This window comes from Sulfurovum sp., from assembly GCF_015493435.1.
Taxonomy (GTDB): domain Bacteria; phylum Campylobacterota; class Campylobacteria; order Campylobacterales; family Sulfurovaceae; genus Sulfurovum.
Genome location: NZ_WGDD01000054.1, coordinates 14,461 through 33,805, shown reverse-complemented (window position 1 = coordinate 33,805; position 19,345 = coordinate 14,461). Strand labels below are relative to the sequence as shown.

18 protein-coding genes are annotated in these 19,345 nt (G+C 45.3%); 2 read left to right on the top strand and 16 right to left on the bottom strand.

The features are described from left to right. Positions 1–43 precede the first annotated feature (43 nt). The 5 genes from F8L24_RS09400 to F8L24_RS09380 form a co-directional block, all read right to left on the bottom strand. Positions 44–763 (bottom strand): C4-type zinc ribbon domain-containing protein, encoded by a 720-nt coding sequence (locus tag F8L24_RS09400; RefSeq protein WP_294954995.1) that lies wholly within the window; start codon positions 761–763, stop codon positions 44–46. Positions 764–804: 41 nt separating this feature from the next. Continuing rightward, positions 805–1,533, bottom strand: coding sequence for a Nif3-like dinuclear metal center hexameric protein (locus tag F8L24_RS09395; protein ID WP_294954993.1), 729 nt, complete (start codon positions 1,531–1,533; stop codon positions 805–807). Between the two features lie 221 nt (positions 1,534–1,754). Then, complete coding sequence (glyQ, locus tag F8L24_RS09390; RefSeq protein WP_294954990.1) at positions 1,755–2,654, bottom strand: glycine--tRNA ligase subunit alpha; 900 nt, start codon at positions 2,652–2,654, stop codon at positions 1,755–1,757. A 63-nt stretch (positions 2,655–2,717) separates the two neighbouring features. Next, positions 2,718–3,212, bottom strand: coding sequence for a 5-(carboxyamino)imidazole ribonucleotide mutase (purE, locus tag F8L24_RS09385; protein ID WP_294954988.1), 495 nt, complete (start codon positions 3,210–3,212; stop codon positions 2,718–2,720). Between the two features lie 73 nt (positions 3,213–3,285). After that, the gene (locus tag F8L24_RS09380; protein WP_294954986.1) at positions 3,286–4,623 is read right to left on the bottom strand and encodes a U32 family peptidase; all 1,338 of its coding nucleotides are present in this window, start codon (positions 4,621–4,623) and stop codon (positions 3,286–3,288) included. 88 nt (positions 4,624–4,711) lie between these two features. Between F8L24_RS09380 and F8L24_RS09375 the strand changes: the two genes are divergently transcribed. After that, positions 4,712–5,500: a histidinol-phosphatase gene (locus F8L24_RS09375; RefSeq protein WP_294954984.1), complete on the top strand. Its 789-nt coding sequence runs from the start codon at positions 4,712–4,714 to the stop codon at positions 5,498–5,500. A 72-nt stretch (positions 5,501–5,572) separates the two neighbouring features. Beyond that, the gene (gene glnA, locus F8L24_RS09370; RefSeq protein WP_294954982.1) at positions 5,573–7,006 is read left to right on the top strand and encodes a type I glutamate--ammonia ligase; all 1,434 of its coding nucleotides are present in this window, start codon (positions 5,573–5,575) and stop codon (positions 7,004–7,006) included. 75 nt (positions 7,007–7,081) lie between these two features. On the opposite strand, the gene F8L24_RS09365 is transcribed toward glnA, so the two are convergent. The 11 genes from F8L24_RS09365 to F8L24_RS09315 form a co-directional block, all read right to left on the bottom strand. Continuing rightward, positions 7,082–8,392 (bottom strand): cation:proton antiporter, encoded by a 1,311-nt coding sequence (locus F8L24_RS09365; RefSeq protein WP_294954980.1) that lies wholly within the window; start codon positions 8,390–8,392, stop codon positions 7,082–7,084. 11 nt (positions 8,393–8,403) lie between these two features. Next, positions 8,404–10,554, bottom strand: a complete 2,151-nt coding sequence (locus tag F8L24_RS09360; RefSeq protein WP_294954978.1) for a PBP1A family penicillin-binding protein — start codon at positions 10,552–10,554, stop codon at positions 8,404–8,406. Between the two features lie 56 nt (positions 10,555–10,610). Beyond that, entirely contained in the window at positions 10,611–11,705 is a 1,095-nt protein-coding gene (locus tag F8L24_RS09355) for a pyridoxal phosphate-dependent aminotransferase family protein (protein WP_294954976.1), read from the bottom strand. 3 nt (positions 11,706–11,708) lie between these two features. Further along, positions 11,709–12,266 (bottom strand): septum formation inhibitor Maf, encoded by a 558-nt coding sequence (maf, locus tag F8L24_RS09350; RefSeq protein WP_294954974.1) that lies wholly within the window; start codon positions 12,264–12,266, stop codon positions 11,709–11,711. Between the two features lie 76 nt (positions 12,267–12,342). Then, positions 12,343–12,876, bottom strand: coding sequence for a hypothetical protein (locus F8L24_RS09345; RefSeq protein ID WP_294954972.1), 534 nt, complete (start codon positions 12,874–12,876; stop codon positions 12,343–12,345). Between the two features lies 1 nt (position 12,877). Continuing rightward, a complete protein-coding gene (gene alaS / locus F8L24_RS09340; protein WP_294954970.1) occupies positions 12,878–15,454 on the bottom strand; it encodes an alanine--tRNA ligase in 2,577 nt (858 codons plus the stop codon). Positions 15,455–15,659: 205 nt separating this feature from the next. Then, entirely contained in the window at positions 15,660–16,067 is a 408-nt protein-coding gene (locus tag F8L24_RS09335) for a hypothetical protein (protein ID WP_294954968.1), read from the bottom strand. A 24-nt stretch (positions 16,068–16,091) separates the two neighbouring features. Continuing rightward, entirely contained in the window at positions 16,092–16,550 is a 459-nt protein-coding gene (locus tag F8L24_RS09330) for a hypothetical protein (RefSeq protein ID WP_294954966.1), read from the bottom strand. Between the two features lie 83 nt (positions 16,551–16,633). Then, positions 16,634–17,026: a hypothetical protein gene (locus tag F8L24_RS09325; RefSeq protein ID WP_294954964.1), complete on the bottom strand. Its 393-nt coding sequence runs from the start codon at positions 17,024–17,026 to the stop codon at positions 16,634–16,636. 63 nt (positions 17,027–17,089) lie between these two features. Continuing rightward, on the bottom strand, positions 17,090–18,106 hold the full coding sequence (gene murG / locus F8L24_RS09320) for an undecaprenyldiphospho-muramoylpentapeptide beta-N-acetylglucosaminyltransferase (RefSeq protein WP_294954962.1): 1,017 nt from the start codon (positions 18,104–18,106) through the stop codon (positions 17,090–17,092). A 33-nt stretch (positions 18,107–18,139) separates the two neighbouring features. After that, complete coding sequence (locus F8L24_RS09315; protein ID WP_294954961.1) at positions 18,140–19,324, bottom strand: putative peptidoglycan glycosyltransferase FtsW; 1,185 nt, start codon at positions 19,322–19,324, stop codon at positions 18,140–18,142. Positions 19,325–19,345: the final 21 nt, after the last annotated feature.

Here is a 19,345-nt window from a genome sequence, read left to right as displayed (position 1 = left end):
ATTGAGGGCTGTGCCCTCTTCTAAACGCTGAACGCTTCGATTGTTACGCTTCTTCCGTCTGTGTCTCGATATAGAGAATTCTGCCGCAGTGAGGACAGTTGACGATCTCGTCTCCCCTGATCACTTCGGAGTAGGTTTTGTCATTAAGTTTCATGAAACATCCGTAACATGCCTGTTTTTTAACCGGAACAACTGCCGTATTGCCTGCCCAGATACGGATCTTTTCATAGAATGAAAGTACTTTTTGTTCAATATCTCTGCTCAACTCTTCTCTTTTGATAAACAGTGATTCTTTGCTCTTTCCGATCTCTACTTTTTCCGCAGAAACTTCTACCATGACGGCATCAAATTCATCTTGAAGCACTGCGGCTTTTACAGCGGCTTCGTCAAGCAGAGTTCTTTTCGTTTCATTGATCCCCTGAAGTCTTTCAATCTCTTCATTGGCAAAAGTCATCTTCTCTTTGGCAATATCTTCTTCGAGAGACAGTGCTTTCATCTCTTTTTCAGTCGTAATCTCTTTGGATTTTTTAACATTTGAAGCCAACTGCTCATTTAAAAGTGTCAACTGCTCTTCAAACGCTATGATCTTCTCTTCATTGCTTGCAATAGCAGAGGCAAGGTCATCGACTTCAGCCTGTGCTGCATCGATCTTTTTTTGTACTTTTGCTACTTTTTTGTCTGCCGCTTCAAGCTGCGGGTTATAACTGTCAATAGCCTGATCGATCTTTGAAAGCTCTATCAGTTCATTTAAATGTTTGTTCAATCTCTATCCTTTAGGAGTTTTGAGGGGTAAACCCGTCTCTTTCAGAGTATTTCCATATGGAACGGGTTTTTAGAATTCGCCATTATAGCCAAAATAGGTAAAACTTTCAATTCATCCAACAGTATTTCGGCAAAAAAACGCTCACTTTCATAGTGGCCGATATCGACCATCATCAAATCTTCACTCATCGCTTTCATGGCATCATGATACTTTATATCTCCTGTCAAAAAGCAGTCTGCTTCTGCCTCATTCATTAAAGATGCACCTGCACCTGTGGTCATGGCTACAGAATGAATGATCTCTTTTTTGCCGATCACCCTGAGCGTAGAAAGTCCCAGTTTTTCTTTCACGGCAGAGAGAAGTTCATGGTAATGCCACTTTCCTTCTGCCCGACAGATAAAAGGTTCCTGCGACACTATGTTGAATCCCAGTATTTTTTCAAATACATAACGGTTCAAATGTGTCTGGTCAAAGTTGGTATGCAACGCAACCAGAGACTGTTTTTTCAGTATCATCTTTTCAAGAAGATTGGAAGGATACTTGGAAAAATCAAGCTGGGAAAGACTACCAAAGATCAGAGGGTGGTGTACCACAAAAAGGGTATTTTCCCCGGCTTCTTCTATCATATCGCTGTCTATGTCGAGAGAAACAACGATTTGTGAAATTTCACGGTTCATTTCACCGACGATCAGTCCTGAGTTGTCCCATTTTTCCTGGAGTTCAAAGGGAGAGATTTTATCCAGAAAATCATATACTTCCTCTAATTTCATTTCTATTCCTTTAATCACACGCAGTGTGCCTGTCATGGCGAACGACCTTGAAAGCGAAGCGATTCGAGAGCCATGACGATTTTTTTGCTTCGTTTTTTTCTAAAAAAAATGAAGAGAGAAACAACGCCTCAAATCAGATAACAAGGAAATTCCGTATCTTTAAAATATGCAAACTTTATTTTTTCATCTTTCGATGAAGCATTGTAGAACAATGCGATTAGCTACAAATTACCCGCAACGCGAGCATTGCGCTCCTCTTCCTGCTCTTTATACAACTGTGCACACCCAATGGAAAGTTCACGCACTTTCAGAATGTAGTTCTGCCTTTGTGCCTGGGAGATCGCTTTTCTGGCATCGAGCACGTTGAAGGCATGCGAAGCAAGCATGCACTGGTCATAGGCAGGAAGCGGCAGTCCGTTTTCAAGACAGAGTTTGCACTCTTCGCTGGCATCATCAAAATGCTGAAAAAGTTTTTCAACTGTCGCCACTTCAAAGTGGTACTTGGAGAATTCGTATTCACTCTCTTTATGCACATCCGCATATGTTGTTACCTCATCGCCGTTCCTGTTCCACACAATGTCAAATACCGACTCCACCCCCTGAAGATACATGGCGAGTCTTTCTGTACCGTAAGTAATCTCCACTGCAACCGGATCACAGGCAATACCGCCTACCTGCTGAAAGTAGGTGAACTGTGTCACTTCCATACCGTCGAGCCAGACTTCCCAGCCAAGCCCCCAGGCACCCAGTGTCGGGGATTCCCAGTTGTCTTCGACAAAACGGATATCATGCTCCTGGAGGTTAAGCCCCAGATATTCCAGGGATTTGAGATAAAGCTCCTGAATGTTATCCGGACTCGGCTTGATCAATGCCTGAAACTGGTAATAGGCACCGAGCCTGTTGGGGTTCTCTCCGTAACGGCCGTCAGTCGGACGACGTGACGGCGCCACATACGCCGCTGCCCACGGTTTGGAGTCAAGGCTTCTCAGCAGTGTCGCCGGATGAAATGTCCCTGCCCCTGCCGGAATATCGTACGGCTGCACAATATTGCATCCCTTTTCTGCCCAGAATTGTTGGAGTTTTAATAACAGTTCACTGAAAGTTATTGTATTTTTGTTCATTTCTCATTTCTCTCTATGATTTATTTTCGTTGCACGGTTAGACACCCCGCAGTGTTTGTTTATCTACAGAATTGTTTCGATCTCGGAAGAATCAAGTTCCACTTTTTTGGCTTTGGAAATTCTGTCTTCCTGAAGTTTTATTTTCAGTTCATCATCCCCAAGTGCCATAATTTGAATGGCCAGATACGCTGCATTGACAGCACCGGCTTTGCCTATGGCCACAGTTCCTACCGGCATTCCTCCGGGCATCATTACCGTACTGAGCAAAGCATCCTGACCTTGAAGCGCACCGCTTTCCATGGGAACACCAAGTACCGGTTTGGTCGTACTGGCTGCCAAAGCACCGGCAAGATGTGCTGCCATACCTGCCGCAGCGATAAATACCTGCGCCCCCTTCTCTTCCGCTTCTTTAATATAGTTTTTGGTTCTCTCAGGGCTTCTATGTGCCGAAGAGATGATAAGCTCATAGGGTACTCCGAACTTCTGCAGTGTCTCGGCACATTCTTTCATGACACCGTAGTCGCTTTTACTTCCGATCACAATCGATACGAATTTCATTTTCATTTCCTTATTTTGAGGTCAGGTGATTCATGATTCATTGCTTTGCAACAAATCACAAATCATCAGATTCTTATACTTTTGGTTCAAGTTTCATGGGCGTGGATGCTTCAGTAAGTCCTTTTTTCTCCAGTGCCTCATCAATCTTTCTTCTGAGGATCGTATAGCCCGGCAGAGGTGTCGGCAGCAATAATGCATTCAAATTGCCGCTGTGTACGCACTCCAGCTCTTTGCCCTCAGCAGTGACGATCTTTTTGAAGGTCATCCAATACTGTCCGTTCACTTCATCGATCTTTCCGTATTCGTTGTCCACAAGTTCGATATTTGCCCCTACAGGCAGAACGATCTCTACAGCATCACCGATACAGGTTTTGTCCTTGCAGCGCCAGGTCGTACCATCTTCCCCGACCAGTCCGGCTACCTGGTGCGTACCGTACTGTATGGAAAATTCATGTGACTCGGCATCGTTCTTTTCAAAAGGACGCGAGATCAGATAGGCATCGGTAAATCCGCGGTTCTGAGTGGTATTCAACTCTCTTTGGTAGCGCGAAGCATCAAAATCTCTGGCATAATAGTCATCGATCGCATGCCTGTATGCCTTGGTGACCACCCCTGCATAATACGGTGACTTGGTACGCCCTTCGATCTTGAGCGAATCGATCACACCCGAAGCGAGTATTTCATCGACATGTGAAGCCATATTCATATCTTTGGCATTCATAATGTAAGTTCCGATCCCTTCTTCCTCATCAAGCCTGAAGGTCGTACCGCTTTCGGGATTGTGGGCATAAATCTCATAGGGAAAACGGCAATCATTGGCACACGAACCTCTGTTGGGAACACGCCCCGTCTGCAGGGCAGAGATGAGGCAGCGCCCCGAGTAAGCAAAACACATGGAACCGTGCACAAAGACTTCAAGTTCCAGATCGGGAATGACCGATTTGATCGCCTCACAGTCTTTAAGGCTGATCTCACGGGCAACAATAATACGTTTGACCCCAAGGTCGTAATACACTTCCGCATCCATGGCATTCATCACATTTGCCTGTGTCGAGAGGTGTACGGGAATATCCGGCGCGATACGGTGGGCGATCTTTACCACACCGGGAGAAGAGACGATCAGTGCGTCCGGGTTCAGTTCGGCGATCTTGGCGATATGGTTTTCGTAGAGCTTGATCTGAGAATTGAAAGGAAAAGAGTTGACCGTCGCATAAACCTTTTTACCTCTTTCATGGGCATAGCTGATCCCTTTGGCAAAAGAATCCATGTCAAACTCTTTGCCCGAACGGATACGCAGCGAGAAAGTACTCGTACCGCCATAGACGGCATCTGCTCCGTAATTGAGTGCGATCTTCATCTTCTCAAGGTTCCCCGCCGGGGCTAAAAGTTCTACTTTGTTGTTTTCTGTCATGCTTATCCTAACTTTTTGTCCTGCAAATAATGGCACTTATTTTACCTTATTAGTAGTAAAGAACAGTTTTTATGCTAAAATCACTGCTATGAAAAAGACACGAATAGACCTTCATAACCACACCACGCGCTGCAACCATGCTGAGGGCACCATCGATGAATATATCCAACGGGCCATTGGTCTGGGCATCGATATTTACGGTTTTTCCGAACATGCCCCCATGGACTTTGATGAGAAATACAGACTGCCCTTATGCGATATGGATGCATATATGACCGATGTGCTGAATGCCAAGGAGCGCTATAAAAATGAGATAGAGATATTACTGGGGTATGAAGTGGACTGGCTGCCCGGTCATATGGATGAACGGGTGCTCCATGCTGATGTAGACTACCTCATCGGTTCGGTACACTTCATCGACAAATGGAGTTTTGACAATCCGGAATTCATCAGCGGATGGGAAAACAGAGATATAGATGAGATATGGAAGGCTTATTTTGAAGCGACTGCGGCTATGGCGGCTTCCGGACAATTTGATATTGCAGGACACCTTGACTTGATTAAAGTGTTCAAATATCTGCCGAAACAGGATGTACGTATCTTGGCTGCCGAGGCACTCAAAGCCATCAAAACATCCAATATGGTACTGGAACTCAATGCCGCGGGATTGCGCAAACCCATTGCCGAGATCTACCCTTCCAGGGCCCTGCTTGAAGAAGCCTATGCCCTTGACATCCCCATTACCTTTGCTTCGGATGCCCACAGTATCGAACAGGTCGGGTTCGGATATGAGGCGGCAAGCACGCTTGCCAAAGAAGTAGGATATACCCAGGCTGTTACCTTTAAAGACCGTGATAAAGAATTGGTTATTTTTTAGGCAAAAGTGCTGAAAACTCTTAATTTATAGTGGCTATAATAGTGGATACTAAAACTTAACAGGAGACATTAAATGGGTAAATTCGTAAACAACATTGCAGAGTTTAACAAATATTGTGAAGAAAACGAAGTAGAGTTCGTAGACTTTAGATTTACAGATATCAAAGGTGCATGGCACCATATTTCCTACAGAAGAAGTGCTGTAGGTGACGAAATGCTTGAAGGCGGCATACCTTTTGACGGATCATCCATTGAAAACTGGCAGCCGATTAACGAATCTGACATGCTTCTCAAGCCGGATGTAGAAACAGCCTTTCTTGATCCGTTTACAGCAGACAGCACTGTATGTGTTATCTGTGATGTCTATGATATTTACAAAAATGAACTTTATGCACGATGTCCGAGATCCATTGCCAAAAAAGCACTTCAGGCACTTGAAGATGCAGGTGTTGCCGATGCCGCGTACTTTGGACCGGAAAATGAGTTCTTTATTTTCGATGATGTCAAAATCGTTGACAATGACAATCACCAGTCTTTCAAAGTAGAAACAGATGAAGGTCACTGGGCAGATGCGGAAGACTACGGCGAGTACGGAAACATGGGTCACAGACCAAGGATCAAAGGGGGTTATTTCCCTGTTATGCCTACAGATTCTGCTGTAGACCTCAGAGCTGAAATGATGATGCTTCTTGAAGAAGTAGGTTTGGAAGTTGTGCTTGGCCACCATGAAGTTGCACAGGGTCAGCATGAGATCGGTATTGTATTCTCCGATATCATTACGGCTGCGGACAATGTCCAGAAGTACAAATATGTTGTCAAGATGGTTGCACACCTGAACGGCAAAACAGCGACATTCATGCCAAAACCAATCTATAATGACAACGGTAACGGTATGCACGTTCACCAATCACTCTGGAAAGACGGTACAAACCTTTTCTATGAAGAAGGTGCCTATGCAAACCTTTCCAAAACAGCCCTTGACTACCTCAGCGGTATTTTTGCACATAAAGAAGCGGTTGCTGCCTTTACTAACCCAAGTACCAACTCGTTCAAGAGACTGCTGCCAGGATTTGAAGCACCGAGAATTTTGACTTATTCAAGCCAGAACCGCTCTGCTGCCTGCCGTATTCCTTATGGTGCAGGTGAAAAAGCAACAAGAATTGAAACACGATTCCCAGACTCTACTTCGTGTCCGTATCTTGCATTTGCCGTACTCATGACAGCCGGTCTTGACGGTATCAAAAATGGCGGTTATGACCTTGTCGGTCCGTTTAACGAAGACTTGTTTGAACTTACAAGAGATGAGCTTAAAGAAAGAAAAATCCCTGAGCTTCCGAATTCATTCAGAGACGCACTTGAAGGTCTTGAAAAAGACCATGACTTCCTTGCACCGATTATGGATGAAGAATATGTTCAAACCTATGTGGACTATATGTTTGACAGACATGTCGTTCCTGTAGAAGGACGTCCGACAGCATATGAGTATATTTCTACTTATTCCTGCTAATACCTCTTCCCGGACTTCGGTTCGGGAATCCTCTCTTTTTTTCTAAAAACATATTCATTTTTTTCGCCAGTCCGTTCAATGGACAAACAGCTTCTTCTCCGGCTCTTTTTTAACAAAGGTAAAATACGCCCACAGGATAGCCCCGTACACAAAAATAGAGAGTATCACCACGCCGGTCGTCACCGCTTCAAAAAGTACCTTGTACTCATATGATGCAGGTATCATATGCACCAAAATAATGGAAAGGGCCCCCTTCATACCTGAAAAGGTCAAAACAAACCAGCCTTCTGCACCTACGGGTTTTATGGAGTTTATTGTTTTTCCGAAAAAAGCGAATTTTGCCATGGAGACCGCACGGATCAGTGTTGTAACCCCGAACATTACAAGGATTTCGTTTCTATAGGACCAAAGGGTTTCAAAATCTACCATTTCGGCCAGCACAAAAAAGATCATAACAGCTGCAATATAGCCGAACTCTTTTGCCATTTCATAAATATAGTCGAGTCTTTCGCTAGTTGTGGCACAAATATTTTCCATCCTCAGTTTACGTAAAAAACTTTTGGCTACAGGTTTCTTTTCTGTACTGCATGACAGCGCAATATCCATATCGATCCAGGCTTTGCTTGCAATGATCGCAGTGATCAGTGTCAAAATACCGCTTACATGCATTTCTTCTCCCAGCACATAGGCGGCATATCCTTCAATGATGAACATGAACAATTCTCCGCGTTTGTCAGAGAAAAGCTTCATCAGCATATAAAAGCCGTACCCCAGGGCTAGCCCCATACCGATACTGACGGCAAAAACGCGCAATGCCTCAGTTGTTGCATGTACCGGATCGATATGCCCGCTCATCATCCACGGCAGACCAATAAAGAAAAAAGCAATGACCGCAGTAGCATCATTTCCCAGGGACTCACCCTCTATCAATACCTTAATATCATGACTGATCCCGCCAAAACGGGAGAGTACCGACTGTACACTGACAGCATCCGTCGCCATGTTGATGGCAAATAAAGAGACATAGGCTCCCAGGCTGAGACCTGCAAACACACCAAAATAGTAAAGACTTGCACCCACTGCAATGGAGAGGGCAACTGCTATGACTGCCAGATAAAAGATGCTCCAGCCGTGTTTTTTCAGATCGGAAAAATGCAGATGAAGTGCATCTCCCATAAAGATAAGCGGGATACAGAAAAGAATGACCGTATCGAAATGTTCTGCCATATCTATAGGCACAGCAGCCTTGAAATAGGCATAGATCAGGTAGGAACCTGACAGAAGAAGAAATACGGAAGGTATTTTCAGACGACTCGCGATCATATCTGAAAGTACCACAAGACTCAAAATCGTGATCAGCATGATCTCCGGAGCAAAACTGTGCATGGGGCTATCCTTTAAAAAAGTGTTCCACTGTCTTTGGACGCCGGGACAACCGGTTCCGTTCTTTTGGGATGCAGAGGATCATCATTTTCCACAGGTCCCTCATCGATCGGCTCGTCATCAATGTTGATCGTCTCCGCATACGGACTCTCTTCGTCAGGGCTGACATCTGTCATATCTTCATCATTCTGTACCTGTGTATCCGTATCCCACACATCCATCATGTCCGGTGTGTTTTCTTCAGGCTTTTTCTTCTCTTCCGGCAGAGGAGACGTTTTCGTATAGAGTTCACTCCTCCCCTTGTATTCACCCCGGAAAACCCCTTCGGGGATATCGAACGTACGCTTGGTTTCAGGATATGCTTTGAGCAGATTTTTAAAATAATAGGCAAATGCAGGAGCAGCAATAGCACCGCCTGTTGCACCTTTTCCGATGGGTTTGTTGTTGTCCCGTCCAAACCAGGAGATCGCTTCTATGGTAGGTGAATATCCGCAGAACCAGGCATCAACCCCCTTATTGGTCGTACCCGTTTTTCCGGCAAGCTCTATGCCTTTCACCTGTGCGTTTCTGCCCGTACCCCGTTTGACCACATCCATCAAAATATCTGTCATCAGGTAGGCTTGTTCCGGTGTGGTGAAATCAGCGATCTCTTTGGGCCGGGTCTCGTAAATGACTGCACCCTCTTTTGAAATCACTTTGCTGATAAGCCTCGGTTCGATCATGTGTCCCTTGTTGGCAAAAACAGAATAGATTTGTGCCATTTTTAAAGGACTCAGCCCCAGGTTTCCCAGAGCGATGGACATATCTCTTGGAATATGCGGTACGTCGAGAAAGGCAAGCCGTTTGCGTATGGTACTGACCCCGAGCTCTGAAACAAGATTGATGGTCGCAAGGTTTCTTGAATGTACCAATGCCTCTCTCAGCGGCATAAAACCTTTGAAGTCACGTTCATAGTTTTTGGGTGACCATACTTTGGGTTTGCCGTTCTTATAGTACTGGAATGTCCGGGCAAGATCGGTCAGCGGAGTTGCAGGGTTGTACCCCATATCCAGTGCAGTCTGGTATATAAAAGGTTTAAAGGCGGAACCCGGCTGCCTGAGTGTCTGTGTCACACGGTTGAAAGCCGATTTTTTATAGTCCACACCGCCCACCATGGCCAATATATCACCTGTTTTGTTCTCTACTGCCACAAAGGCGGCATTGATCGTAGATGTTTTTGGATTTTCCTTATATTTTTTCAAGACTTTTTTATAGGCATACTCTACTGCCTTTCTGGCAATTTTCTGCTGCTTCATATCGATCGTAGTATAAATTTTATAGCCTGCTGTATAAATATCTTCATTACGTTTTTTAAAGCGCCTGATCACTTCGTCTACTACATAGGGAGCGATGTTCTGTGTCAATGATGTTTTGTAGACCTTGGGAGATTCCTTGACCGCTTTGAGATAATCACTCTCTGTCAGCCATCCCAGGCTTTTCATACGGTAGAGCACATTGTTCGCACGGTTCAGGGCACGCTTGTAATGCCGAATAGGATTATAGTAGCTCGGTGCATTGGGCAGGCCTACAAGCAGTGCTGTTTCTTTGAGTGTCAATGCTGAAAGCTCTTTATGAAAATAGCCGTTGGCAGCTGTTTTGACGCCGAAATAATTGTTCCCGTAAGAGATTTCATTGAGATAACGCTCAATAATCTGCTCTTTGGTCAGTTCATGCTCTATTTTCAGTGCAAGTATCGCCTCTTTGATCTTCCGTGCAAGTTTTTTTTCATTGGTCAGAACTTTATTCTTGATAAGCTGCTGAGTAAGGGTGCTGCCTCCCTCTACGAATTTTCCTGCCTGGATATCTTTAATGATCGCCCTGATGATAGCATCCGGATTTACCCCGTTATGCTCAAAAAACTTTGTATCTTCCATGGCAATAAGCCCTTCGACAAGATAGCTTGGGAGTTCATCGTAGCGTGCATAGAGACGGTGCTGTTTTTTAAAAACATAAGCCAGTTTTTTACCGTTTCTGTCCAAAATAACAGAAGAGATCTTCGGACGATAGTTGATGAGTTTATCCGCATCCAGAGAAATCTCTTCATACGCATATATAAAGGCCGCAGTCAATGCAACAATGAAGATAATGATTAGAATGATGGAACCTTTGATCAGACTGCTGAACACATAAACCCTTTTTAACATAATAATAAATGAATGGATCCTATTTGGTAGGTGCGCTACTATTGTAGCGAAGTATCGCTAATGAGCCGCAGCACATTCCTGAGCGCTTTTTTGGAGACACCAAGCCTTGGTATAATGCGCAATATCGGATGTGCAACCGTCGGCTGGCGTATCGCACCGACAAGATAGCCTTTTTCTATGAGCTTTTGCTGTATGTGCAGTGCTGTTTCATTGTTTTCGACCGCTACAGGCACGATAAGACTTTCCCGTTTGATACCCAGTACCTCTTCAACAATCGCAAGGCGGCTGTCAAGTTTGCGGCGATACGTTTCCGGTTTTTGGGCAATCTTTTTCAGGTTGACAAGTGCCAGGGCCGTATCGAGTACAGAGGGAGCCGTAGAATAGATGACCGGCTTGGCACGGTTTTCCAAAAAAGAGACAATCTCACTGCTTGCAAGAATGTAGGCACCGTAACTGCCGTATGCCTTCCCGAGTGTTCCCATCTTGATATGACGGTCAGTCGGCCTGATGCGGTAATGTTCGAAAATACCCAAAAGAGTCTTACCGAGCACACCCGAACTGTGGGCTTCGTCAACGATCATCAGAGCACCTGAAGCTTCTGCGGTATCGAAAATCGTTCTATCGCAGAGTTCTCCGCTCATAGAATAGACACCCTCAACCGCAATAATCCTGCGTTTTGCACGATACTTCGCCATTTTTTGACGCAAATCTTCTGCATCATTATGTTTAAAACGTACTACACGGTCTTTGATCAGACCTGTAGCCATCATGCCCGAAGCATGATATTCCTCATCGATGAAGAGTATGTCATTTTTGCGTACCAGTGCCTCAATAAGTGACATATTGGCCAGAAAACCGGAACCCGCAACCAGTCCGGATTCGAAACCGTTCAGTGATGCCAACAATACTTCAAAATGCTGATGTACAGGATGATAGCCGTTGACAAGCATACTTGCTTTGGGTGCAAAAACATCATAATGCTCCAAAAGTCTGAAAAGTTTTTTCAACTGTGCTTTCTTGTCTGCCAAGCCAAGATAATCATTTGATGCAAGGTCGATCAGCGTAGGGTCAAAAAGTTTTCGTTCTCTGAATCGCCCCGCTTTTTTCAGTGCCAGCAATTCATGTTCGTACATTTCTCAGAGTTCCTGTTCCAGCCACGGAAGCAGGGTTTCTACCTGCAGTCCCATTGCTGTGCTTTCATACCCGTTCACAGAAAGAATATATTTCCTGCAAAATCCTTCTACCATGCATCCGCCTGCTTTTCCCTGCCAGAGTCCGCTCTCAAGATAGGCTTCAAGATCATTTTCTTCAAAGGGAGCAAAACGGTAATGTGTGGCTGAGACATCAACGAAAAGCATTTTCTGTGTCTTGTAATGCAGTCCCGAAACAATGGAGATAGTAGATCCGCTCTGCAGTTTCAGTATGCGTCTGGCATCTTCCACATTTTTGGCTTTGCGAAGGATTGTACCGTCCGAAGCTGCAATCACAGAGTCGGCACAAAGCAGCGGCATATCCAACCCGTAAAGCTTCTGTGCTGCTTCCAGTTTGCCTTTGCTTGCCTGATAGACAAAATCCTTTGCTACAGAAGTTATGATCCTGTCTTCATCGAAATCAGCCGGTTTTTGTACAAAAGAGACACTGAACTTCCGCAATAACAATGCCCTTGAATCAGAGGCAGAACATAAGCAGATCATCTATACCTCCCCCGCAGAATATTTCGCACTTTTGCAGCACCCAAAGGCAGGAAAGGCACTGTAACCGCACACCATCCTACAATCCTCTCAGTGTAATCCCCAGCCAAAGAGCAAGGATCCCCAGTGCGATATTGATGGGAAGCAGGTACTTGGGCAGTGGTGATACGGCATTCCCGGCACCGGCAAGGTCACCTGTATCGAAAAGTTTTTGCGCTTTTCTTCGTTTCCAGTACATCCAGGTAAAATTGGCTGTCATGACTACCCAGATAACCTCTTTTATATGTACCACCTGATAGATGGCATAGGCAGACTGGCTGATAATATGACCGCTTTCATCGACTGCTGCAATACGAAACCCCAATCCTACCGCCATCAGGACAGCCGTAAGGATGATCAGCAAAATGAACGGGATGACAAAGTGAAAGAACTTTCCAGTGACCGCCAGTATACGTCCCAGTTTTACACGGGGATCTTCAATGTGCTGAAGCGCCGGATGCACGGCAAAACGGATGGCCATCATTCCGCCTACCCACACAAAGGCAGACAGTACATGCAGAAAAATGATCTCATGGGCATAGGTACCAAAAATGCCGACAAGCGTACTTTTCATCTTAATTGCCTCCTTCAAGCAGATCGGACAAATACGTCTTCGCTTCTTCAAGAGCTACAGCAATTTTGGACGGGTCTTTTCCCCCGGCCTGGGCAAAGTCCGGACGTCCTCCTCCGCCGCCGCCTACAATAGGTGCAACCGCTTTGATCCATTCACCCGCCTTGACCGGTGTATGCTTGGAACCTGCCGCCAACAGTACCTTGTCACCTTTTTTCTGAAAAAGCATTACCGCGACATTTTCATATTTGTTCTTGACCTCATCGATCATCGACTTTATATCACCATTCTCCACCTCTTCAATGATGACATTGACACCGTTTACCTCAACTGCACTCAACTCTTTTTGCGAAGCGCTCATAGCTGAAGCCACTTCCCCTTTAAGTATTTTGATCTGCTCTTTGAGTTTGGCGATTCCGGCAATAGGGTTTTGGTTTTTCACTTCTTCTTTGATCTGCAGGAGTTCTTCTCTGAGTGCTTTGACTTTTTCGACGGCTGCTCTGCCGCAGATCGCTTCTATACGTCTCACACCCGCACTCACACCGCTCTCTTTCATGATCATGAAAAGCCCTATCTGTGCCGTGTTATCCACATGCGTACCGCCGCAGAGCTCAACCGAAGCATCTCCCATACTGACCACACGTACTTCATTACCGTACTTCTCGCCGAAAAGCGCTACAGCACCCGACTTTTTTGCCTCTTCTATGCTCATGATCTCCGTTTTTCTCGGGATGGCACGGCTGATCTTGTCATTCACCCATGCTTCGACTTTTTCAATCTCTTCTGCTGTCATCGCCTTGGGATGAGAAAAGTCGAAACGCAGCCGTTTGTCATCGTTCAATGAACCTGCCTGGGCAATATGGTCTCCGAGTACGGTGCGGAGTGCGGCATGCAGCAGGTGTGTTGCAGAGTGGTGTTTTTCGATCTCTGCACGGCTCTGATCGACCACGGCTTCCACCTCATCTCCTACTGAAAGTTTTCCTTCCACTTCGGACAAGTTCATATCCAAAAACTTCTTCGTATCCAGAACCTTGATTGTTGGGGTGGAGGCACTCCGGCCTGCAAGTTCTCCTCTGTCTCCCACCTGACCGCCTGACTCTGCATAGAAAGGTGTTTTGTCAAGCATCACCCAGCCTTTGCCGTCAAGGCTCTCTACCTGTTTAAAATCTTCATCCAGCAGTGCCAGTATTTTAGCATCTGCTGTTGTACTCTCGTATCCTACGAACTCATTTTCTCCAAACTGCTCTTTGAGTGCTTTAAAATCACCCGTAGTTGCAGCATCTCCGGTACCTTTCCAGTTGGCTTTTGACTGGGCTTTCTGTGCTTCCATCTTGGCATTGAATGCATTGATGTCGAGTCTGATGTTCTTTTCTCTGAGCATATCTTCCGTCAGGTCGAGCGGAAAACCGAAAGTATCATAAAGCTTGAACGCTACTTCTCCGTCAAAGACATCCGTAGTATTTTTCAGCTCTTCGTTAAAAAGTTTTATCCCTGATTCAATCGTTTCAAAAAAACGTTCTTCTTCCATTTTCATGGCTGTTTTGATTGCTTCGGAGCGGCTGACGAGATAGTCATACTGTTTCCCCATCAAGTCGACCAGGGTATCTACGAGCTGATACATGAACGGTTCACGCAGACCAAGCAGGTAGCCGTGGCGGATCGCACGACGCATAATACGTCTGAGCACATAGCCGCGCCCCTCTTTGTCAAAGTTGACCCCCTGAGCCAACAGGAAAGAAACAGAACGCAGATGGTCTGCTATAACCCTGTAGGAAGCAGAGTCCGGGGCATTGAAATCATACGGAGTACCTACCAGTTCACCGATCTTGTCCAGAAACGGCATAAAGAGTGAAGAGTGGTAATTGTTGAGCACACCCTCTTTGATGGCCACAACCCTTTCAAGCCCCATACCGGTATCGATACTCGGTTTAGGCAGCGGTTTGAGTGTACCCTTTGTGTCTCTTTCATACTGCATGAAAACAAGGTTCCAGATTTCAAGGAACCGGTCGCCCTCCCCGCCCATGACATCTTCTTCGGAATGAAAGTGCTCTTCACCCTGGTCATAGAATATCTCCGAACACGGGCCGCACGGACCGGTATCTCCCATTTGCCAGAAGTTGTCTTTGTCTCCAAAACGCATAATGCGGTCTTCAGAAATATACTTCTTCCAAATATCATATGCTTCGTCATCGCTGTCATGCACCGTTACCCAAAGTTTTTCTTCAGGCAGGTTCAGGTACTTTTCAGAAGTAATGAACTCCCATGCATAGGCAATGGCTTCTTCTTTAAAGTAATCTGCAAACGAAAAATTTCCCAGCATTTCAAAAAGGGTATGGTGGCGTGCCGTATAGCCCACATTGTCAAGGTCGTTATGTTTGCCGCCTGCTCTCAGACAGGTTTGTGACGAAGTCGCTCTCGGCGGGTTTGGGATGGGTGCCTCTCCCGTAAAAATGTTTTTGAACTGTACCATGCCGGCATTGGTGAACATTAGGGTCGGATCGTCCGGTACCAACGGTGAACTCGGTACGAGCCTATGCCCTTTGCTCTGGAAAAAGTCTAAAAATGATTTTCTGATATCCATGAAAAATGATCCTCATATAAAGTGGGGATATTTTATCTAAAATGTTGTTATTTGGAGGTGAAGGGGTAGCGTGCTGCAGCGCATTATTATGCTTTTATGGTTCTTTTTTACACATCTTTACGCTCTGTTTTTCAGATATTTTAGGAAGGCGGTTACAGATATCCCCGCATCCGTGCAAACGGGCGGGCGGGAATGTAAAAAATACTCAGCAGTCAATTTCAAGAATTTCATCAACAATGATATCGTCACCGACATCATAAATATAATAATCTTCACCCACACGAAGATACCCGTCTCCGGTATCTATCACATAGCTGCCGCCCTGGTCATCCCACATATTAATGGTAACAGTATCACCGCTTATGTCAAAAGTACCAGTAAAACGGCTGTTGCCACGATAATAAAAGTAAGTATAGTCACTGCAGTAGTCAAAAGAGACATCCCGGTCATCACTGTCATGTCCGAGGATCCTATACCCTTCATGCAAAGCATATATATCAACCTGTTCTACTGTCACAGGAGGAGGATTGTTTCCGCTGCTTCCTCCGCCGCCGCAGCCGTTCAACGCTATCACAGCTATTCCACCCATTATCAGACTTGTCAATTTTTTCATTTTTTTCCTCCACTTATGATTTTTTTAAAGATAAAACGTGCATATATCATTCGGGAAGTATTCAAAACCGCCGTCAGGGTAGGTCAGTCCGCCGTCTCCCCCGTCACATGCGTATGGAATATCCCCTTTCCCGAATCCGGTATCATCCTCTATGAACAGAGGATCATCCGGAGTACCCCCAAATCCGTACAGATCGAAAGTACAACGTTCACCGGGATAAAAAGTAAATTCTCCGTTGGGTGCCGTCACATAATCATCTGTCACATAGCCCTCCGGATCAACACAGGTATAATGCACGCCGCCTGCCGAAAATCCATTAATATCGCGTATGAACAATGTCGTCATATTATCGACCGGTACCCGCGTACCGTCATAAAACCCGTCATTGTATCCATCGTCATAGCCATTATCATAACCGCTGCCGCAGCCGCTTAATGCAAAAACCGCTGCACCCACAGCAAGAAAAGCTGTTATTTTTTTCATGATCCACTCCTCTTTCTTACACTGCTGTATTCAGGGTATTATCCCCATAAATTGTGTCGTATTTGTGTGGAAAATGGAAAAATCTACCGATTCCACTTTCTGATCTTGTTATGACAGGAAACACACTGGTTAAGGACACTCGTGTATTCTGTCAGTGCCGCGTGTTTTTGTCCTTCTTTCATGCTTTTATCAAGTCTGTCTGCATATTTGACAATGTTCGCTGCCTGGTCTTTCGCAAAAACAGAACTGTAATCCATCGCATTTTTCGGTGCGATCTGGATATTTCCTGAAGCGGTTTTAAGGTGGGACACCCCCTCATGTACCAGTTTTTTATTGTTATACAAAATACCTTTCTGTACATCTGAAAGCGCCTGTGCCATTGTACGCATATCTTTGATCCTGTCTGCCTGGCTATAGGCATAGAGACTTGTACTCAGGGCAGCGAGTGTCATAAATGTTAGCAATGATCTTTTCATCTTTTTTCCTCCGGATTTTATAGCTGTGAGAGATAGTCCACTATCCGCTCTTCGCATATTATATCAGATTTTTGCGTAGTCGGTCAGCAATGCTGCGATCTTTTTGCTTCCGTCTTTTTCCACGATCTCCATCAGCCCCCTGCTCTTGCTTTCAAGGTCTTCATCGAGCAGAGCAAGCACTTTTTCCGTATCGACCTCTTCTTCCCGCATGATCCATGCCAACTCTTTTTCTTCCAGGAAAAGAGCATTGTAGTACTGATGGTCTCCCGCTGCATAAGGATAAGGGATGAAAAGCGCCGGCAGGGCAGTTGCAGCAAGTTCCCAGAGTGTTGAAGCCCCTGCACGTGCAATGGCAAGGTCGGCGTCTTTCATATAGTCTGCCAAATGTGTGGTAAAACCGAATACTTCCGCCTCTATACCCAACGCTTCATAAGCGCTGCGTACTTCGTCAATATTTTTCTCTCCAGCCTGATGAATGATCCTGATATCCCGTTCTTTCAGTACGGGTGCAATTTCCAGCGCCAGTGTGTTGATGGCTTTTGCTCCCTGTGAACCGCCGAGGAAAATAACTGTTTGCACCTTTTTGCGTATACGTGCGTTGTCAAAAAAGATTTCTTTGACAGGATAGGCCTTGATGGGGCTTTCCTCCAGATAGGATGAGATAAATACCGCAGCATAAGGCCTTAGAAAACGGTTCAGAGAGCCCTGCGCGGCATTCTGTTCGTGAATGACGAGAGGGATATTGAGATATTTGGCGGCGAAGGATGTTGCAGCAGAAGAGAACCCTCCCACAGAAAAAACCACTTTTGCCTTATGTTTTCGAAGCAGTTTGACTGCCTGAAGCGTCGCTTTTGAAAGCATATAGAGTGATTTCACTTTTCCCAGTGCTCCCTGGTTGACAACCCCCCGTGTCTCAAGAAAATACGTCGCCGAAAAATCCGGATCGTGCTCGAACCACTGTCTGTCCTGCCCGTTGTTTGAGCCGATATAGACAAGTTCTTCATGGATGATCTGCTCTTTTACCGCTTTAATGATGGCAAGGTGTCCGCCTGTGCCTCCGCCTGTCATAACGATGCTCATCTTACTTATCCTTACTGTTAGATTCTCTGTCAATTATAACATTTTTCCCGTACTGTCCCGGGGAACTTTTTTCGAAACCATCAGTACCATACCTATGGCAACACAGGAAGCAATAATATGCGAACCTCCATAACTCAGAAAAGGCACGGCGATCCCTTTGATCGGTGTAATGCCCGAAATACCGTAAGCATTGAGAATAAAGGCAAAAGAGATCAGCAGTCCCACCCCTATGCAAAAAAGGTAATACATGGGATTTTTCACTTTCGATGCGATCTTGAAGATGCGAAAAACGATAAAAAGGATGGTCAAAGTTACCAGGGCAAGCCCCAGATACCCCAGTTCTTCCGTGATCCCTGCCAAAATAAAATCGGTATGCACTTCACTCAGGTACCCCAGTTTGAACTGACCGTTCCCCAGTCCCTGCCCCCAGAAACCACCGTTGTGTATCGCATTGAGGGAATTGGATATCTGGTAGGGTTCCTTGACGGTGGTCTCCACACGCAGTGTCTGAAGCTCTTTGAACGGCAATGCGGAAAGAATACTGTCCTGTATCGTACTCCACCAGCTTTTAATCCTTGCCATGCGGTGCGGGGCAAAAAAGATCAGTCCGATAAAGGCTATGAAAATACCCGTGAGCATGGTGAGAAAGAATTTCCATGAACTTCCGATAAAAAGGAACATGATCATCAGCGTTGCACCCAGGACCACTACCTGTCCCAAATCTTTCTGAAATATGGCAATAATGACCACCGCAATAAGAAAAACAATAATATACGGCATAAAAGATTTCAATTCTTCCATAAATCCCATATGGTTCTTTTCTTTGAATTTGCGTGCAAAGCTCCAGGCCAGAAAAAAGACAAAGCCTACCTTGAAAAATTCAACAGGTGCCAGAGAAATGGGTCCCAGGTGTATCCAGCGTTTTGCTCCGCCTACCGCTTTGACGAGAGAAGCCGGCATGAACTGCATGGCGATCATCAGGAGGAAAAAAGAAAAGAAAAGTGTCAGTCCGACAGGCGCGAACCATTTGTCCGGGTCAAGCTTGCTCAAAATCACCATCACGATAAACGCAATGAAGATCGAAATACTCTGTCTGAGAAAAAAATGAAAATCATTGTAATGAAAAAGCAGCACAGTGTAGGTTGAGAGAGAATAACTCATCACCATAGAAAGTGTCAAAAGTGCAATGACGGCGGCTAAAAGTGGTTTGTCTATCATAGTCTCTGCTCCATATTAATT